The organism is Micromonospora musae (genome assembly GCF_003626635.1).
Classification (GTDB): Bacteria; Actinomycetota; Actinomycetes; order Mycobacteriales; family Micromonosporaceae; genus Micromonospora; species Micromonospora musae.
On record NZ_RAZT01000015.1, the window covers coordinates 126,909 to 143,016 of the forward strand.

Consider the following 16,108-nt stretch of genomic DNA (forward strand, 5'->3'; position numbering starts at 1 on the left):
TCGCGAGATCAGCGGTGGTCGGCCGAGAAGCGACGAGCGCCCCGGCGCGGCCTCAGCCGCACCGGGGCGCGTCGACGGGTTGGTTGCCGGTCAGGCCGGCGTGACCGCGCGGGACCGCCGCATGGTGAGCACGTACTCGACGAGCGAGATCAGCACGTGCTTGGTCGACTCCCGGTTCCGGGCGTCACAGGCCACCACCGGGACGTCGCTCGAGATCGCCAGCGCGTCCCGGACGTCCTGCGGGTCGTGGTACTGCATCCCGTCGAAGCAGTTGATTGCCACCAGGTACGGCAGCCGCCGGTGCTCGAAGAAGTCGATCGCCGCGAAGCAGTCGGCGAGCCGCCGCGTGTCCACCAGCACGACGGCACCGATGGCGCCACGGACCAGCTCGTCCCACATGAACCAGAACCGGGTCTGACCCGGCGTACCGAACAGGTACAGGATCAGGTCACGGTCGATGGTGATGCGGCCGAAGTCCATGGCCACCGTGGTCGTCGCCTTACCCGGCACCTGCCGGGTGTCGTCGACACCCACGCCGGCGGAGGTCATGATCGCCTCCGTGGTCAGCGGCGTGATCTCCGAGACCGAACCGACCAGCGTCGTCTTGCCGACGCCGAATCCACCGGCGATAACGATCTTCGCCGACGTCACGCGCCCGCTTTGGGTCGGCGGGCGGTGCGACATGTCAGAGCCTGCGAAGTCCACTCAGCACCCTCTCCAGCAGTTCAGTGCCCACCGCGTCGTCCGAGTCGTCCAGGATGGTCGGCTCGTGGACTGCGACCAGGCCGTCCGTCGCCATGTCGGCGATGAGCACCCGGGCCACACCGAGCGGGAGCTGCATCCGCGCCGCGATCTCGGCGAGCGACTGGACGCGTCCGTCACACAGCGCGGCAATGTACTGGTGCTCGCGGCCCTGGCCACCACTGCCGTTCGCAGCGGCGGCCCGGCCGCGCACCGTCGTCTCGACGAGCGCCTCCAGCGCGATGTCGAGTCGGGGGCGGGTACGACCACGGGTCACGGCGTAAGGACGGACCAACGCTCCGGTCGGTTCGTCACGATCGGCCATGTCGCCGCTCACCTCCTTCGTACCCGGCACCGGCTCCACCCGGTGCAGCCCCACTTGTCGTCGTTGCTGCCCCGCCGACTTCGGTCAGCAGGTGTCAGCCCAGCATTCCCGCGGCAGCGCGCGGCGCCGGGGTGAGCGCGTCGCCCACCCGGTCGACGAGCAGTGCCATCTCGTAGCCGACCTGCCCCACGTCGGAGCTGCGGGCCGCCAGCACGGCGAAGGACGAGCCGTCCGAGATGGACATCAGGAACAGGAAGCCGTTGTCCATCTCCACGACTGTCTGCAGCACCGCGCCTCCCTCGAAGCAGCGGGCCGCCCCCTGGGTCAGGCTGACCAGACCGGACGAGATCGCGGCCAGCTGGTCGGCGCGGTCACGCGGAAGATCCCGTGACCCCGCGAGGAGCAGTCCGTCCGCGGAGACGGCGACCGCGTGCGCGACCCCCGGCACCCGGTCGGCGAAGTTGGCGAGGAGCCAACCGAGATCCTGCGTAGTAGTCATCGTTATTGCTCCTTCTGCCCGCTCCCGGCCACTGGGCCTGAGTCAGACTGCGAGGATTGCTGCCCACCCGGAGCCGCCTCCGGGTTGGTCGGGTTGCCCTCCGAGGGGTTGCTACGCCCCCGCTGCACGCCCCGATGGTAGGCCGAGAGCAGACCGCGGACGGCCTCCGGCGAGCGCCGTTGGACGGACGTGGTCGGCTTCTCCACCGCGCCGGGCACCAGCTGCGCCATCGGCGTGCGCTTCGGCAACCCGGTCGGGGTGGTCGAGCGTACCGGCACGTCGGTGGCGGCGGTGGCGGCCCGCCAGCCGTCGTCGGCAGCGGTCTCCCAACTGTTGCCCTGCTGAGTGGGCCGGCGGTTGGGCAGGCTCTCGGCGGCGGTCGGACGGCTGCCCCCGTTCGCGCCCAACCCGTTCTCCCGCGGCGTCGGTGTGTCTGCCATCGGTGCGTTACCTGTCGTCCCGGGTGTGGTCGTCTGAACGGCCGGACCGCTGGCGCCGATCGCGGCGAACTGCTGGGTCGGTGCCCCGCTCGTCGCCGCCGGTTTCGCGGCCCCGGCCGTCTCCTCCGGCCCCGGTCGGCGGGTACGGAACCAGGCCGATTCGAGCTCCCGGAAGATCGGCAGCTCCATCGTCTCGTCCGCGTACCGCTGCTGAGGCTGGGGCTGGGGCTGGGGCTGGGGCTGGGCCGGCGCGGGCCGGTTGGGTGCCGGCGGCGCGGCCGGCGCGGGGGCCGGCTGGCTCTCCGGCCGGGGCACCCGCGGCAGTTCGGTCGTCATGTCCAGCGCGGCGGCGAGGCGCTCGGGCACCGGCGGCGTGGCCGCCTCTCGCTCCGTCTCGGCCACCGGCGGCCAGGCCGGCGGCGCCGACGGGCCGGAGTCCGGCCGGGACGGCAGTGGGTTGGCCGGAGCCGGCTGGCCGGCGAAGGGCGGCGCGGAGTACGGCTGCGGCATGGCCGGCGGCGCCGAGTAGGGCTGCGTCGAGTACGGCTGCCCGGAGGCCGGCGGCGCGGAGTACGGCTGCCCGGAGACGGGCGGCGCCGAGTACGGCTGTGCCGAGACCGGCGGACTCGTGTAGGGCGAGGCCGAGGTCGGCGGACCCGCGTACGGCGAGGACGAGACCGGAGCGCCCGAGTACGGCTGCGCGGAGACCGGCGAGCCGGAGACCGGGCCGCCGGAGACCGGCGGCGAGTAGGGGTTCACCTCGGGGCTGCTCGGCAGCTGCCGCGGGATCGCCGGAGGCTGGCCGCCGGACTGGTCGGCCTCGCCCCGACGCTGCGGCAGCGGGTCGATCGGCTGCCCGTTGGCGGCACGCGGGGTGAACGCGCCCGCACCGTTGGCCGGGGCGGCGCCGGTGAGATCCGACCAGGCGGGCATGCCGCGCCCGGGAGCGGCCGGCATCGGCGAACCCGAACCGTTCTGCGACGGCGGGTCGAAGGCGCGGCCGCCGAGGGTCACCTGGTTGCCGGACTCGCTCTGCCGGACGCCCAGCGCGGGCAGCGCGCCGAAGCTCGGCGTCGGGGCGGTCGGTGCCGGGGCACCGGCCGGGGCGGGCAGCGCCGGGGGCTGCTGCACTCGCCCGGAGAGCGCGCGAGGCACCAGCACCGAGGCGGGCAGCACGACCTCCGCCACGGTGCCCCGATCGGTGCCCGGACGCAGCTCCACCCGGACGCCGTGCCGGGACGCCAGGCGGGCGACCACGACCAGGCCCATCATCCGGGAGACGGCCACGTCCACCTGCGGCGGCGTGGCGAGCCGCTCGTTGAGTTCCTGGAGCTGGTCGGCGCTGATGCCGATGCCGCGGTCCTCGACGTAGAGCGAGGAGCGGTCACCGACCCGGCGGGCCTCGACCTGCACCTGGGAGTCCGGCGGCGAGAACGCGGTGGCGTTGTCGAAGAGCTCGGCGACCAGGTGGACCAGGTCGTTGACGGCGTGCGCGGCGATCTCGATGTCGCGGTCGATGACGCCGAACTCGATGCGGGTGTAGTGCTCGACCTCGGACTGCGCGGCGCGCAGCACGTCGATGAGGGCGGCGGGTTCCCGCTGCACGCGGGTGGAGTCGGCACCGGCGAGCACCAGCAGGTTCTCGTCGTTGCGCCGCATGCGGGTGGCGAGGTGGTCGAGCTGGAAGAGCTCGGCGAGCCGGTCCGGGTCCTCCTCGCCGCGTTCGAGTCGGTCGAGGTGCCCGATCAGGCGGTCGACCAGGATCTGCGACCGGCGGGCGAGGTTGACGAACATCGTCGCGACCGAGGCGCGCAGCGCCGCCTGCTCGGCCGCGGTGCGGACCGCCTCCAGGTGGACGGCGTTGAACGCCTCGGTCACCTGACCGAACTCGTCCTTGCTGCGCACCGGGAGCGGTTCGGCGATCTGGTTCGCCAGCTGGGACGGGGAGAGCTGACCGGTCACCTGCGGGTCGCGCAGTCGGGCCACCGCCTGCGGCAGGCCGTACTGGGCCACGGCGAGGGCGCCCTGCCGCAGCTCGCGCAGCGAACGGGCCATCGAGCGGGCGACCAGGTAGGCGAAGAGGATGGCCAGCAGGAGCATGCTCAGCAGGAGGCCGGTCTCCAGGAACACCTGTCGCTGCACGTCGGAGCGGATGCCCTCGGCCAGGCCGACCACGTCGCCGTCGAGCTTCGTCTCCACCGACCGGATCAGCTTCGCGTTGGCGACCATGGCCGCGTCCCACTGGTCGGGCCCGAAGGGGGCCCCGACCATGCTGCCGCTGGTGTTGCCGTTGATCCAGCCGATGTAGCGCTCGGCCTCGCGCCGGTCGCCGCCCGCGATGGTCTGGTCGTGGAAGCGGGCCTCGTCCTCGGTGGCCACCGCCTTGAAGTTCTGCGCGGCCTGGTCCTGGCCGGTGCCGCTGGCGATGTACTCGGTGCGCAGGGCCGGGGTCAGTTGCCGCTGTGCCAGCGCCTGGTGCACCACCACCCGGCGCAGGGAGAGGAACTCCTTCTCCCGCGCCACCGCGGCGGCGGCCCGCATCCGGTCGCTCAGGTTGTTGTCACCGGCGAGCTGCGTGGCCGAGTCGCGGATGGCGAGCAGGTCGGTGATCACACCCTCGTACGCCTGCGTCGCCTCGACCGGCCGGAGCTTGCCGTTGTAGACCTGGCTGCGGATGCCGGGCAGGTCGGTGAGGCTCCGGTCGATCTTGTCGAGCAGGGTCTCGAGCCGGCCCGGGAGCCCCTCGATCGAGGCGCGCTGCCGCAGGTAGGGGGCCTTCGACTGGTCGACCCGGGTGTTCACCCGGTTGTACGCCTCCTGGTACTGCGCTCTCGCCTGCCCCGGAGGTGACACCAGCAGCAGCACGGCGGTGGTCCGCTCGTCCTGCACGGTGTTGATCAGGTCACCCGAGTAGCCGGAGAGGTTGGCAAGGTCGCCGGCCCGGTTGGCATTGTTGAGTGTCTCCAGGTGGTCGACCAGACCGTTGGTTCCCACCACGACCGTGGCGATGGTCGGCACGATCATGATGAGACCGAGCTTGGACCAGATCGGCATGTCCCGAAGTCGACTGGCTGGCTGACGCAGCCGCGACAGGAAGGAGCCCGCCGTCTTCGGCCGTTTGCTCACGTCACCGTCCTCGCGATTTACAGCTTCAGCGCGTTGCCCCGGGCAACGCCCAGCGACCGACCCGGCGGGTCGGACCCCCGAGATTCCATCACGCCGCTCGACAAGAAGAAAGCCCAGGTTGGCTGGTGCCCATGGTGTGGTGAGATGTTGAAGGTTTTTGATAGCACACTGTCTGGCCGGAGTCACTCAAAGTAATGGATCATCCGCACCGCGTCGTACTGCTGGCCGGCCCGTCCGGCTCCGGAAAGTCGTATATAGCGCAGCGAACCGGGCTTCCGGTGCTGTGCCTGGACGAGTTCTACAAGGACGGTGATGACCCTACGTTGCCACGGCGAAACGGGCAGGTGGACTGGGAGTCACCAGAGTCCTGGGACACCGAGGGCGCGGTGGAAACGATCGTGCGATTGGCGCGCGACGGCCGGGCAGAAGTGCCCGTCTATGCGATAGGCGCGGATCGCCGGGTGTCCACCCGGACATTTGACCTAGCCGGATCGCCACTTTTTGTGGCCGAAGGGATTTTCGCCGCCGAGATCGTCAGGGAGTGCCGACGTCGCGGAGTGCTCGCCGGGGCGTACGCACTGCGCCGGCCCCGCGGTGCCACCTTCCTGCGCCGGCTCGCCCGCGACCTGTCCGAGCAGCGCAAAGCGCCGCGGGTGCTGGTCCAACGGGGGCTGGCGCTGCTCCGCAGCGAACCGACGGTGCTGCGCCGACAGACGAACCTGGGCGCGGAGGCGGCCCGGGGCCGCGAGGTGCTGCACCGGGTGGCCGGCCTGCTCGCCGGCCACCCGAGCCACCCGGATCAGTCCCGCAGCAGCGGCGCGTAGGCCGGCTTGATCACCTCGTCGATGATCTTCAGGCGCTCGTCGAACGGAATGAAAGCGCTCTTCATCGCATTGATCGTCAACCACCGCAGCTCGGCCCACCCGTAGCCGAACGCGTCGACCAGCAGCGCCATCTCCCGCGACATCGAGGTGCCGCTCATCAACCGGTTGTCGGTGTTCAGCGTCACCCGGAACCGGAGGTCACGTAGCAGGCCGATCGGGTGCTCGGCGATCGACGCGGCCGCGCCGGTCTGCACGTTCGAGGACGGGCAGAGCTCGAGCGGGATGCGCTTGTCCCGCACGTACGCGGCCAGCCGGCCGAGCACCGGCTCCGGCCCCTCGGTGCTGATGTCGTCCACGATCCGTACGCCGTGGCCGAGCCGGTCCGCCCCGCACCACTGGATCGCCTGCCAGATCGACGGGAGCCCGAACGCCTCGCCGGCGTGGATGGTGAAGTGGAAGTTCTCCCGCTGGAGGTACTCGAACGCGTCCAGGTGCCGGGTGGGCGGGAAGCCCGCCTCCGCGCCGGCGATGTCGAAGCCCACCACACCCGCGTCCCGGTGCCGGACCGCCAGCTCGGCGATCTCCTGCGAGCGGGCCGCGTGCCGCATCGCGGTGAGCAGCGTGCCCACCCGGATCGGGTTGCCGGCCTCGGCGGCCTCGGCGCTGCCCTCGGCGAAGCCGCCGAGCACCGACTCGACGACCTCGTCCAGGGTGAGGTCCCGCTCCAGGTGCTGTTCGGGAGCGAACCGCACCTCCGCGTAGACGACCCCGTCGGCGGCCAGGTCGAGCGCGCACTCGCGGGCCACCCGGCGCAGCCCGGACGCGGTCTGCATCACGGCCACGGTGTGCGCGAACGTCTCCAGGTAGCGCTCCAGCGAACCCGAGTCGGCCGCCCCGACGAACCAGCGCCCCAGCTCCTCGGGATCGGTGGCGGGCAGCTCGTGCCCCACCTCCGCGGCCAGCTCGACTATCGTCGCCGGCCGCAGACCGCCGTCGAGATGATCGTGCAGCAACGCCTTCGGGACCTTGACGATGTCCTCGTACCGGATGTTCGCGACCATGCCAAGACCCTAGTGCGGCGTCCGGAGAACGGTCACCGGACCGCGCCGGACCCGGACGGCGGCCGGCCGGGTACGGACCGGCGCACCGACGGGTGGGCCTACCGTAGTCGACGTGGAGCTGCCCGATCGCGATCGCCGAGGCTCCGCGGTTGCCCTTCCGCCCCACCGCCACGACGGTGACCTCCGGGCACCCGCGGCGCCGACCAACCTGGACGCCTGACATGGACCCCCGCATCCTCCAGCGGCTCGTCTGTCCGGTCTGCGGCGAGCCGCTGAGCGAGACGCCCGCCGGCACCACCCGAGCGCTGCGCTGCCCCCGCGGGCACAGCTTCGACGTGGCCCGGCAGGGCTACGTGAACCTGCTCGCCGGCCGCGCGCCGCACCCGGGGGACACCGCCGAGATGGTGGCCGCCCGGGCCGATTTCCTGGCCGCCGGGCACTACGACCTGATCTCGGCGGCGCTCGCCGACGCGGCGGAGGCGGCGGTCGGGCCGACCGCCGGGGCGTACCCCCTGGTGGTGGACGCCGGCGCCGGGACCGGCCGGCACCTCGCCGCGGTGCTGGCGGCGCTGCCGGACGCCGTGGGGCTGGCGCTCGACGTGTCGAAGCCGGCGCTGCGCCGCGCCGCCCGGGCCCACCCACGGGTCGCGGCCGCGCTGGCCGACACCTGGCAGCGCCTCCCCGTCGCCGACGCGAGCGTCGCCCTGCTGCTGAACGTCTTCGCGCCGCGCAACGGCGCCGAGTTCCACCGGGTGCTCGACCCGGCCGGGGCGCTGCTCGTGGTGACACCCGCGGCGGACCACCTCGCGGAGCTGATCGGCCCGCTCGGGCTGCTCCGGGTCGACCCGGCGAAACAGGACCGGGTGGCCGGCAGTCTCGGCGGGCACTTCACCTGCTCCGAGGAGACGGTGCACCGCCGGGAGTTGACGCTCACCCGGCCCGAGGTGGCCACCCTGGTCGGTATGGGTCCGAGCGCCTGGCACACCGATCCGGCCGGACTGGCCGCGCGGGTCGCCGCGGTGGCCGAGCCGGTCCGGGTGACCGCGGCGATCCGGCTCGCCGTGTGGCGCCCGGTGCCGCGCTGACCGCGACCGGCCCGGCTCAGAGACCGTCGGAAAACCCCGGGTTCCCGGCGGTCTATCAGGTGGAGAGGTCGACCTCTTCCCAGCCGGGCGGCTCGTCGTGGTACGGCCCGCGCAGCACCACCGCCCACTCCAACGCCCACCGCCGCTGACCGATCGCGTTCGCGTCGACCAGCCCGGGCGGCCGGTGGCCGGCCCGCTCCAGCTCCAGGTACGCCCAGTCCAGGCAGTAGTGCAGGTCGAGCAGGGCGGCCGCGTCGGCGGGGTGCTGCGGCGCGGCGAGGATGCGGGAGCGCCACTGGGTGAAGCTCTCCCCACGGGCGATGTCCGGCATCCGCTCGATCAGCCGCTCGTCCACCGGCAGCGTCGGGTCGAGCAGCTTGGTCAGGCCGAGCACCCACGCCAGCGAGAAGAGCGCGTCGTGGTGCAGCACGAAGGAGCGGTGATCACCCTTGCTGCCGGTGACGAACTGCCACTCGGGCGGGGTGACCATCTCCACCAGGTGGGAGGCGAGCAGCCAGCTCATCGCGTCCTGCGGCGGCATCCCGAAACAGCGGGCCAGGATCAGGTGCAGCACCGCGATCCGTGCCTCGATCTCGGTCGTGGGCCGCAGCTCGATCAGGTCGCCGGGCTCCCAGACCAGCGGGAACTGCGGCGGTGGCAGGGGGAGGCCGAGCCGGGACAACTCGTCCAGGCTCGCCTCACGCACCTCACGTGGGTCGGGGGCAGGTACGGTCACGGCGATTCCCTTGCTTGCAACGGCTCAGCGCCGGTTGTCCCCCCTGGCCAGGGAGAATAGCGATCCCAGCTGGGCTGCACCATGCCGCCCCGCCCGATGCCGGGTCAGCCGATCCGCTCGATGACGAGGGGCCGGTCGACCGGTGGCGTCGACGAGATCCGCACCGCACCGGCGGCCTCGGCCATCGCCGGGGGGATCCGCTCGGCCTGCTCGGCCCGCAGCTCGTAGAGCACCTCACCGGCCCGCACCGAGTCGCCGGGACGCTTGCGCAGCAGCACCCCGGCCGGGGCGCTCACCGGGTCCTCCTTGCGCGCGCGACCCGCGCCGAGTCGCCACGCCGCCACCCCCATCGCGTACGCGTCGATCGCCTCGACGTAGCCGTCGGACTCCGCCCGGACCGTCTCGATCTCCGGCGCGGTCGGCAGTGCCGCGTCCGGATCGCCGCCCTGGGCGCGGATCATCGCCCGCCACACGTCCATGGCGCGGCCGTCGCGGAGCGCCACCTGCGGATCCATGTCTTCGAGGCCGGCGGCGTCGAGCATCTCCCGGGCGAGGGCCAGGGTCAGCTCCAGGACGTCGGTCGGGCCGCCGCCGTCCAGCACCTCCAACGACTCGGCCACCTCGATCCCGTTGCCGATCGCCAGGCCGAGCGGGGTGGACATGTCGGTGAGCAGCGCGACCGTACGCACCCCGTGCGCCCCGCCCAGCTCGACCATGGTGTGGGCCAGCTCGCGGGCCTGCTCGACGGACTTCATGAAGGCACCCGAGCCGACCTTGACGTCGAGCACCAGCGCGCCGGTCCCCTCGGCGATCTTCTTGCTCATGATCGAACTCGCGATCAGCGGGATCGCCTCGACGGTGCCGGTCACGTCACGCAGCGCGTACAGCTTCCGGTCGGCGGGCGCGAGCCCGGCGCCGGCCGCGCAGATCGCCGCGCCCACGTCGCGCAGCTGACCGATGAACTCGTCGTTGGTCAGCGTCGCCCGCCAGCCCGGGATCGACTCGAGCTTGTCCAGCGTCCCGCCGGTGTGCCCGAGCCCCCGGCCGGAGAGCTGCGGCACCGCGGCCCCGCACGCCGCCACCAGCGGGGTCAGCGGCAGAGTGATCTTGTCGCCGACGCCGCCGGTGGAGTGCTTGTCCACGGTCGGCCGGTCGACGGCGGAGAGGTCCAACCGCTCGCCGCTCGCGATCATCGCGGCGGTCCACCGGGCGATCTCCGGACCGGTCATGCCCCGCAGCAGGATCGCCATGGCCAGCGCGGACATCTGCTCGTCGGCGACCCGCCCCCGGGTGTACGCGTCCATCACCCAGTCGATCTGGTCGTCCGACAGCACGCCCCCGTCCCGCTTGGTCCGGATGACGTCAACCGCCGTAAAAGCGCCACTCATCAAAGATCTCTTTCCAGTCGTTGCAGATACCGCCCCGCGGCCGGTGACCACGACGGGCCGGGGCCGACCGCGCCCGGCGGAGGGATCAAGCCTGACCGCCCGGAGCCGGGCGCGGTCGGCCCCGGCTCTCAAGCTGAACCACGATCAACCCCAGCGGACCGGTATCTCCATCGGTGGCTCACCCTCGCCGGCCCAGAAGATGGTGCCGCTCGCGTCGACCACCACCACCCGGGGCGTACGGGCCAGCCCCCAGGTGATCGCCTCGGCCGGGTCGTCCCAGCTCGGCCCCTCCTCCAGCACACCGGTCTCGGCGCCCGCGTCGTCCCCCGCCGACCGCTCCCAGTACGCCGTCCAGACCTGCTGGCCGGCGGAGAGGTCCGGATGGACGAAGACGGTGCCCCGACCCCGCCAGGCGGCCAGCCGCTCCGGCACCACCGGCAGCGGGGTCTCCCCGACCACCGACTCCAGGTCCTCGACGCCGAACGCGTGCGGCAGCAGCTCGGCCATCCGCAGCGGGCGCCCCTTCGTCTCGATCAGGCACTCCGGGCCACCGTTCTCCCAGAGCAGCTGCCGGCACCGGCCGCAGGGCATCAGCGGCTCCCCCGTCGCGTCGACGCAGGAGAGCGCCACGAGCCGGCCACCGCCGGTGGCGTGCAGCGAGGAGACGACGCCGCACTCGGCGCAGAGCACCACACCGTACGCGGCGTTCTCCACGTTGCACCCGACCACCACCCGGCCGTCGTCGACCAGGCCGGCCGCGCCGACCGGGAACTTCGAATACGGGGCGTACGCGTGCCGCATCACCTCGGTGGCGGCGGCCCGCAGCCCCGTCCAGTCGATCTCCGTCACCCCTACATTGTGCCGAACCGCTGGTCGGAGGCGGCGAGGACCACCCGGGCCGGCCGGTTCAGCCGAGAAGTGCGGCCAGCTCCCGCGGCGACACCTCGACCAGCTGCCCCGCGGCCGCCGCGACGTCCCGGTCGGGTACGTCGACACCGGGGCTGACCAGCACCAGCGCGTCCCCGCGGCGGAGCAGGTGGACGGGGTGACCGTTCTCGCTGCGGAGCCAGTGGTCGGCCGCGAACCGCTGACACGGCCCGTTCGAGGGCGGCAACGAGACGGTGCCCCGCAGCGACACCTCGACCGCGCTCGGCCCGCACCGCTGCGGCGGGGCGAAGTCCGCTGGCACGCGGATCGTGTCGACGGAGAGCCGGCGTGGGCCGTCCGCCAGCACCAGCGAGAGCTGACCGCCGGCCGGGTCGGCTCGGGCCGCCACCACCCGGTACGCCCCGACCTCGGGCACCAGCAGCGGCAGGCCCAGCCGGGCGAAGTTCTCGACCCGTCGGTCCCGCGTGCTGCTCTCCTTGATCGTGGGGAAGAGGACCACCGGAACCGCCAGGAGCACGGCGAGCGCGGCGCGGAGCGCGACCGGCATCCGGAGGCCGGCCACGACGACGCCGACGGTGAACCCGAACGCGGCGAAGAGCGCGGCGAGCGGAACCGAGGGTGGCCTCCAGCCGCTCTGCCCGGCCTGGTGCAGCAGCGTCACGCCCGCCGTGGCGAGGACGCCCAGCGACGTGGCGAGCAGCGGTCGGGCGGCCCCGGCGGCCCGCAGCACCAGCCAGCTGCCGACGGCCACGACGACCGGCCCGAGAAGCAGCACCGGGATCCGCCAGCTCAGGCAGGCGCCGATCGTCTCCGGCCGGCACCCCGACTGGAAGGTCAGCTCCGCGCGCCAGAGGCCGGCCAGCACGGCGCCTCCGATGGTGGCGGGGACGACGGCGGCGACGCCGCGTGGTTCGGTCATTGCCGCTCACCCGCCTTCCGGTAAGGCCCCGCGGGGCCCGACCGCCGGCCGGGCCCCGCGGGAGGTTCTACCACCGATAGCCGTACACATTCATGTACGTGTTGACGATCCGCGCGTAGGCCCGGCTCCCGTCCTTGTTTGGATGCAACGACTCCATGCTGAACAGCTGCTTCGGGTCACCGTCGTCGCCCACCACGGCGTCGCCGGCCTTCAACCCGTTGAGATAGAGGTCGTCGCCGCAGAGGCTGTGCCCGGTGAACTCGCTGCGCGGATCCATGCCGTGCACGCCGTGCGCCGCGTCCGACGGCAGCGCCTCGTTGACCAGCAGGTCACCCAGCTCGTTCAGGAAGATCGTCTCGTCCCACGAGATGCCGACCGTGATGCCCGGCAGCACGACGCCGTACTCGCACGGCGTCTCGAACAGGTGCGGGTAGCCCATCACGAAGATCCGGGCGTTCGGAGCCCGCACCCTGATCTGCCGGACCACCTCCTGCAGCGACGACTTGACCGGGCCGGTGATCAGATCCCGCTCGGCGTCCCGCAGCGGCTTGCTGTCGCCCTCCATGTAGTAGTCGGGGGCGCTGCAGTCGTACCCGAACCCACAGGACTTGCCCACGTCGGTGAAGCGGGCGTCGTTCCCGCCGATCGAGAACATCACGGCCGTGGTGTTCTCGTTCAGCGAGCCCTGGTCCAACTGGGCGATCTCGCCGTACTGGCCCTGCGGCGCCTTACCGAGCCACTTGCCGTCGGGCAACAGGGCCGGGCTGAGCATGTTGAGGGTGGTCGCGCCGCTGCACGCCACGAACTGTGCGTCGATCTCCTCGTTGTTCCCCTCGGCCAGCGCGGCGATCGTGCCCGGCGCGCCGGGGATGGTGGCCTGCTGCGACCAGGCGTTCGGGCTGCGCCGGCAGGAGTTCCGCGAGGCGGCGTCGTCGCCGTACTGGTTGCTGACCCGGGTGTAGTCCCCGGTCCCCTCGCCCGAGGAGTACGAGTCGCCGAGCGCCACCACGAAGTGCCGCGGCTTCTGGGTCAGCGGCTGGACGGCGAGGGCGTCCCAGGCGATGTCCTGCACCCCGGTGCCGTCGAGGGTGAAGTTGCTCAGCTCCACCTTGGGCGTCCCCGCGCCGGTGAAGTCGAAGACCCCCAGGTTGACCCAGCTGTTCGACTCCAGTTGGGTGGGGATGATCCGCCTCTCCGTCGCCCCGTTCGGCCGGCGGATCACGTACGTCGCCTGGCGGGTGTGCGCGCCGTGGTCGGGCAGGTGCACCCAGACCCGGGTCCAGGCGTTGGTCGGATCGATCGTCCACGTGCCGGTGACCCGGTAGGTGGGTTCCTCCGCCTGCTTGTAGGTGTGGGTGAACCAGAAGTGACCGCCGAAGCCCGCGCCGATCTGGTGCAGGTCCACCTTGCCCGGCGTGACCACGTCACCGTCCGGCTGGGTGTGGGTGGCGAAGTTCAGCGCGAATCCCCCTCCCCTGGTGAATTTCGGCGTACAGCCCTCCGCACCGAGCGGCACCGAGGTCAGGATGTCGTCGATGATCCGTACGCCGTCCGGCAGGCCGGAGACGCGGCAACTGCCGTCGCCGTTCACCGGGGTCGGGTGGATGTTGTCCCCGTCCTCGGCGTAGGGCCGCGGCTCGACCGAGGTGTACTTGCGGCTCTCGAGACCGCAGTGGGTCGCACAATCGGTCCAGGTCACCGGGCCGTGCCACCAGCACCTGAGGTCGTCGCGCTGGCAGGCGCCCGGCTTCGTGTCCGGGAAGTCGCGCGGCACCTTCGGCGGCAGCTTCTCGTCGCAGTCGTTGACCTGCGGTTCACAGAAGGTGTAGCGGGCGGCGTGGGCGATGTCCGGGTTCCGTGCGGTGGCCGTCGCGTAGGTCCTCGAGTACGCCCCGGCCCGGTAGTTGTACCGGATCAACGAGGTGTACGCGAAGCCGATCACGCGCTCCGGGTACGACCAGTGGTTCGGGTGCTTGGCGTTGTCGTAGCCGACCACGTCGTCGATGTCGTCGTCGGTGCCCGGGAGGTCGACGTCGAGCGGAGCGGTCAGGAACCGCTTCCGGTCCGCCGGGTAGTCGGTGTTCGCCGGGTTGTTGGCCCACCCGACCCCCCACGGCTCCGACGGGTTCTGCGGATTCTGCGCGTAGAACCCGGTGTTGTACGCCCAGACGGCGAACCACCAGTTCTCCAGGTACCGCGGGTCGCCGTCGTTGGCGATCAGGCCGGCGCCGCGGGTCTGGTTCCACTTGTCCTGCAGGATCCGCAGCCCGGCCGCCACGTTCGTGGCGTAGTCGGTGGCGACCGCCTTCTGCTTCGTGTAGTTCCAGGTCACCCCGGCGATGGTCTTGCCCCGGTCGGAGACCCGCATCCCGGAGGTCACCTGACCGGCCCCGTAGCCGCAGTCCGGGTGCGGGTCGACGTCCTCGTCGAAGTTGATGTCGTTGAAGTCGGGATCGAGGAGGTCCAGGCCGTAGTAACCGAGGCTGGTCAGCGGATTGCCGACCGAGGCGTCGACGGCGTGCCGGCTGGCCTGCCAGAGGTTCGACTCCTGGGCGAGGATGCCCAGGAAGATCTGCGCGGGCACGTTACCGCCGCCGGAGAGCGCCGCCGAGGGGAAGAAGCCCTGCGGTGAGTAGGCCGCCATGCCGTTGTTGTTCCAGTTCGCCGGGCGCTGGAACGTCAACTGGTTCCGTACCGCCAGATCGGCCGCCCACTCCATCTGCGCCACCGTCGGCTGGTAGACCTGCAGCTCCGGGTCGTTACGGGACACTCCGCAGGCCGCGTCCGGCTCCCACGACAGGTCCGGATCGGCCGGGTTCTTGGCGGTGCGTGCGCCTGGCGACCGGGTGGACGCCGCCCGCCGGGCGACGGTCGGCGACGGCGCACGTCCGGCGTCGTCGACCTGCGGTGCCACCGAGAACGTCAACTCCTGGCCGCCGGCCGTCCGGTTGGACCGGATCTCCACCTGGTCGGGCAGGCCGTCCGTCGGGCGCTCGGCCAGCTGCCCGGCCGCCTCCCGGCCCGTGGTCGCCCGCTGCACCACCAGCGCGCCGGTGGTCGAGACGTCCGCGTCGGGCAGCCCGTCGACGGCCCGCCAACCACCCGGCAGCCGCGCCGTCAGCGTGGACTCGGCGCGACCGCCCACGGCGAACACCCGGCCGCCCGCGCCGGGGCGCAGCTTGACCTGTCCCAGCGGGACCGATCCGTGGTCGGAGACCCTGCCCGCGGCGAACCGCTTGAACTCGGTCCGCCCATCGCGAGCGATCTGGAACGCCACCGCGTCCCGGCCGTCGGCGAGCATCCGGAAGGGAGTGCCGGGCGTCTGCGCCAGCCGGGTCAACCCGCCACCGGCGCCGACGCGTACCAGGCTGTTGCCCTTCGCACCGATCAGGTCGTCGCCCACCGGCAGCACCGAGGAGACCTGACCGGCGGCGCGGACCGTCCGTACCGCCGCGGCCGGCCGGCTCGTGTCGACCGTGCCGAGCCAGGTGTGTGCCACCTGGCCGGGCTGCGCCGCCACCTCCAGGCGGGACAGCACGACCTTCTCGCCGCTGCCGCAGCCCGGGTTGTGGTACGCCAACGAGACCCGCTCGGGCAGCTTCGTCACCGCGCCGGTCTTCAGGTCCACCACTGCGGCGAAGCCGCCGCGCTGCATGAGCACTTCCCGGTTGGTGAAGGTTCTGGGGGCGTAGACCACCACCGCGCGCCGCCCCGACCCGGTCACGCACGCCTGGCCGATCCACTGGTCGGTGTCGAAGCCGGGCTCGGCGAGGGTCGCCGCGGTCCGCCAGGCGTAGGCGGCCGACTCGTCGGCGACGAGGACGTGCAGGCCGGTGGCGTCACCGGAGGTGGTGACGGCACGGTCGGTCGAGGTACGCCAGGCGGGGCCGAGCCGGGCGTCGGGATCCGTCACCCGATCGGGCCCCCGGCGCGGCTCGTCATTGTCGGCGGTGGCGGCCGGCGGATCGACGGCCGACGGAGTTCGTCCGGGGGCCGGTCCGGCGGTGGCCACGGACGGGGACAGGAGGATCACGGCGAGCAGTGCCGCGAGCGCGGCCAGAGGCCGTTTCATGGGT

12 protein-coding genes are annotated in these 16,108 nt (G+C 72.4%); 2 read left to right on the forward strand and 10 right to left on the reverse strand.

The window, feature by feature from the left end:
- Positions 1-90: 90 nt before the first annotated feature.
- The 4 genes from D7044_RS26425 to D7044_RS26440 all read right to left on the reverse strand — a co-directional run bounded on the left by D7044_RS26425 (position 91) and on the right by D7044_RS26440 (position 5,131).
- Entirely contained in the window at positions 91-684 is a 594-nt protein-coding gene (locus D7044_RS26425; protein WP_120673400.1) for a GTP-binding protein, read from the reverse strand.
- 1 nt (position 685) lies between these two features.
- Positions 686-1,066: a DUF742 domain-containing protein gene (locus tag D7044_RS26430; protein ID WP_120673933.1), complete on the reverse strand. Its 381-nt coding sequence runs from the start codon at positions 1,064-1,066 to the stop codon at positions 686-688.
- Positions 1,067-1,160: 94 nt separating this feature from the next.
- Complete coding sequence (locus D7044_RS26435; protein WP_120673401.1) at positions 1,161-1,565, reverse strand: roadblock/LC7 domain-containing protein; 405 nt, start codon at positions 1,563-1,565, stop codon at positions 1,161-1,163.
- Positions 1,566-1,567: 2 nt separating this feature from the next.
- On the reverse strand, positions 1,568-5,131 hold the full coding sequence (locus D7044_RS26440) for a sensor histidine kinase (protein WP_120690498.1): 3,564 nt from the start codon (positions 5,129-5,131) through the stop codon (positions 1,568-1,570).
- A 503-nt stretch (positions 5,132-5,634) separates the two neighbouring features.
- Between D7044_RS26440 and D7044_RS33125 the strand changes: the two genes are divergently transcribed.
- A complete protein-coding gene (locus tag D7044_RS33125; protein ID WP_233562861.1) occupies positions 5,635-5,955 on the forward strand; it encodes a hypothetical protein in 321 nt (106 codons plus the stop codon).
- Here D7044_RS33125 and D7044_RS26450 read toward each other — a convergent pair.
- Positions 5,931-7,016 carry an adenosine deaminase gene (locus D7044_RS26450; RefSeq protein ID WP_120673404.1) on the reverse strand — a complete coding sequence of 362 codons (1,086 nt, stop codon included), beginning with the start codon at positions 7,014-7,016 and terminating at the stop codon, positions 5,931-5,933. The genes D7044_RS33125 and D7044_RS26450 overlap by 25 nt on opposite strands.
- Positions 7,017-7,237: 221 nt before the next feature.
- Between D7044_RS26450 and D7044_RS26455 the strand changes: the two genes are divergently transcribed.
- Complete coding sequence (locus tag D7044_RS26455; RefSeq protein WP_120673405.1) at positions 7,238-8,101, forward strand: putative RNA methyltransferase; 864 nt, start codon at positions 7,238-7,240, stop codon at positions 8,099-8,101.
- Positions 8,102-8,156: 55 nt separating this feature from the next.
- Here D7044_RS26455 and D7044_RS26460 read toward each other — a convergent pair whose 3' ends face one another.
- The 5 genes from D7044_RS26460 to D7044_RS26480 all read right to left on the reverse strand — a co-directional run bounded on the left by D7044_RS26460 (position 8,157) and on the right by D7044_RS26480 (position 16,104).
- Positions 8,157-8,837: a DUF4272 domain-containing protein gene (locus D7044_RS26460; protein ID WP_120673406.1), complete on the reverse strand. Its 681-nt coding sequence runs from the start codon at positions 8,835-8,837 to the stop codon at positions 8,157-8,159.
- 104 nt (positions 8,838-8,941) lie between these two features.
- Positions 8,942-10,225 carry a thymidine phosphorylase gene (locus D7044_RS26465; protein ID WP_120673407.1) on the reverse strand — a complete coding sequence of 428 codons (1,284 nt, stop codon included), beginning with the start codon at positions 10,223-10,225 and terminating at the stop codon, positions 8,942-8,944.
- A 144-nt stretch (positions 10,226-10,369) separates the two neighbouring features.
- Entirely contained in the window at positions 10,370-11,074 is a 705-nt protein-coding gene (locus D7044_RS26470) for a cytidine deaminase (protein WP_120673408.1), read from the reverse strand.
- 58 nt (positions 11,075-11,132) lie between these two features.
- The gene (locus tag D7044_RS26475; protein WP_120690499.1) at positions 11,133-12,032 is read right to left on the reverse strand and encodes a hypothetical protein; all 900 of its coding nucleotides are present in this window, start codon (positions 12,030-12,032) and stop codon (positions 11,133-11,135) included.
- Positions 12,033-12,099: 67 nt separating this feature from the next.
- Positions 12,100-16,104 carry an SGNH/GDSL hydrolase family protein gene (locus D7044_RS26480; RefSeq protein ID WP_120690500.1) on the reverse strand — a complete coding sequence of 1,335 codons (4,005 nt, stop codon included), beginning with the start codon at positions 16,102-16,104 and terminating at the stop codon, positions 12,100-12,102.
- Positions 16,105-16,108: the final 4 nt, after the last annotated feature.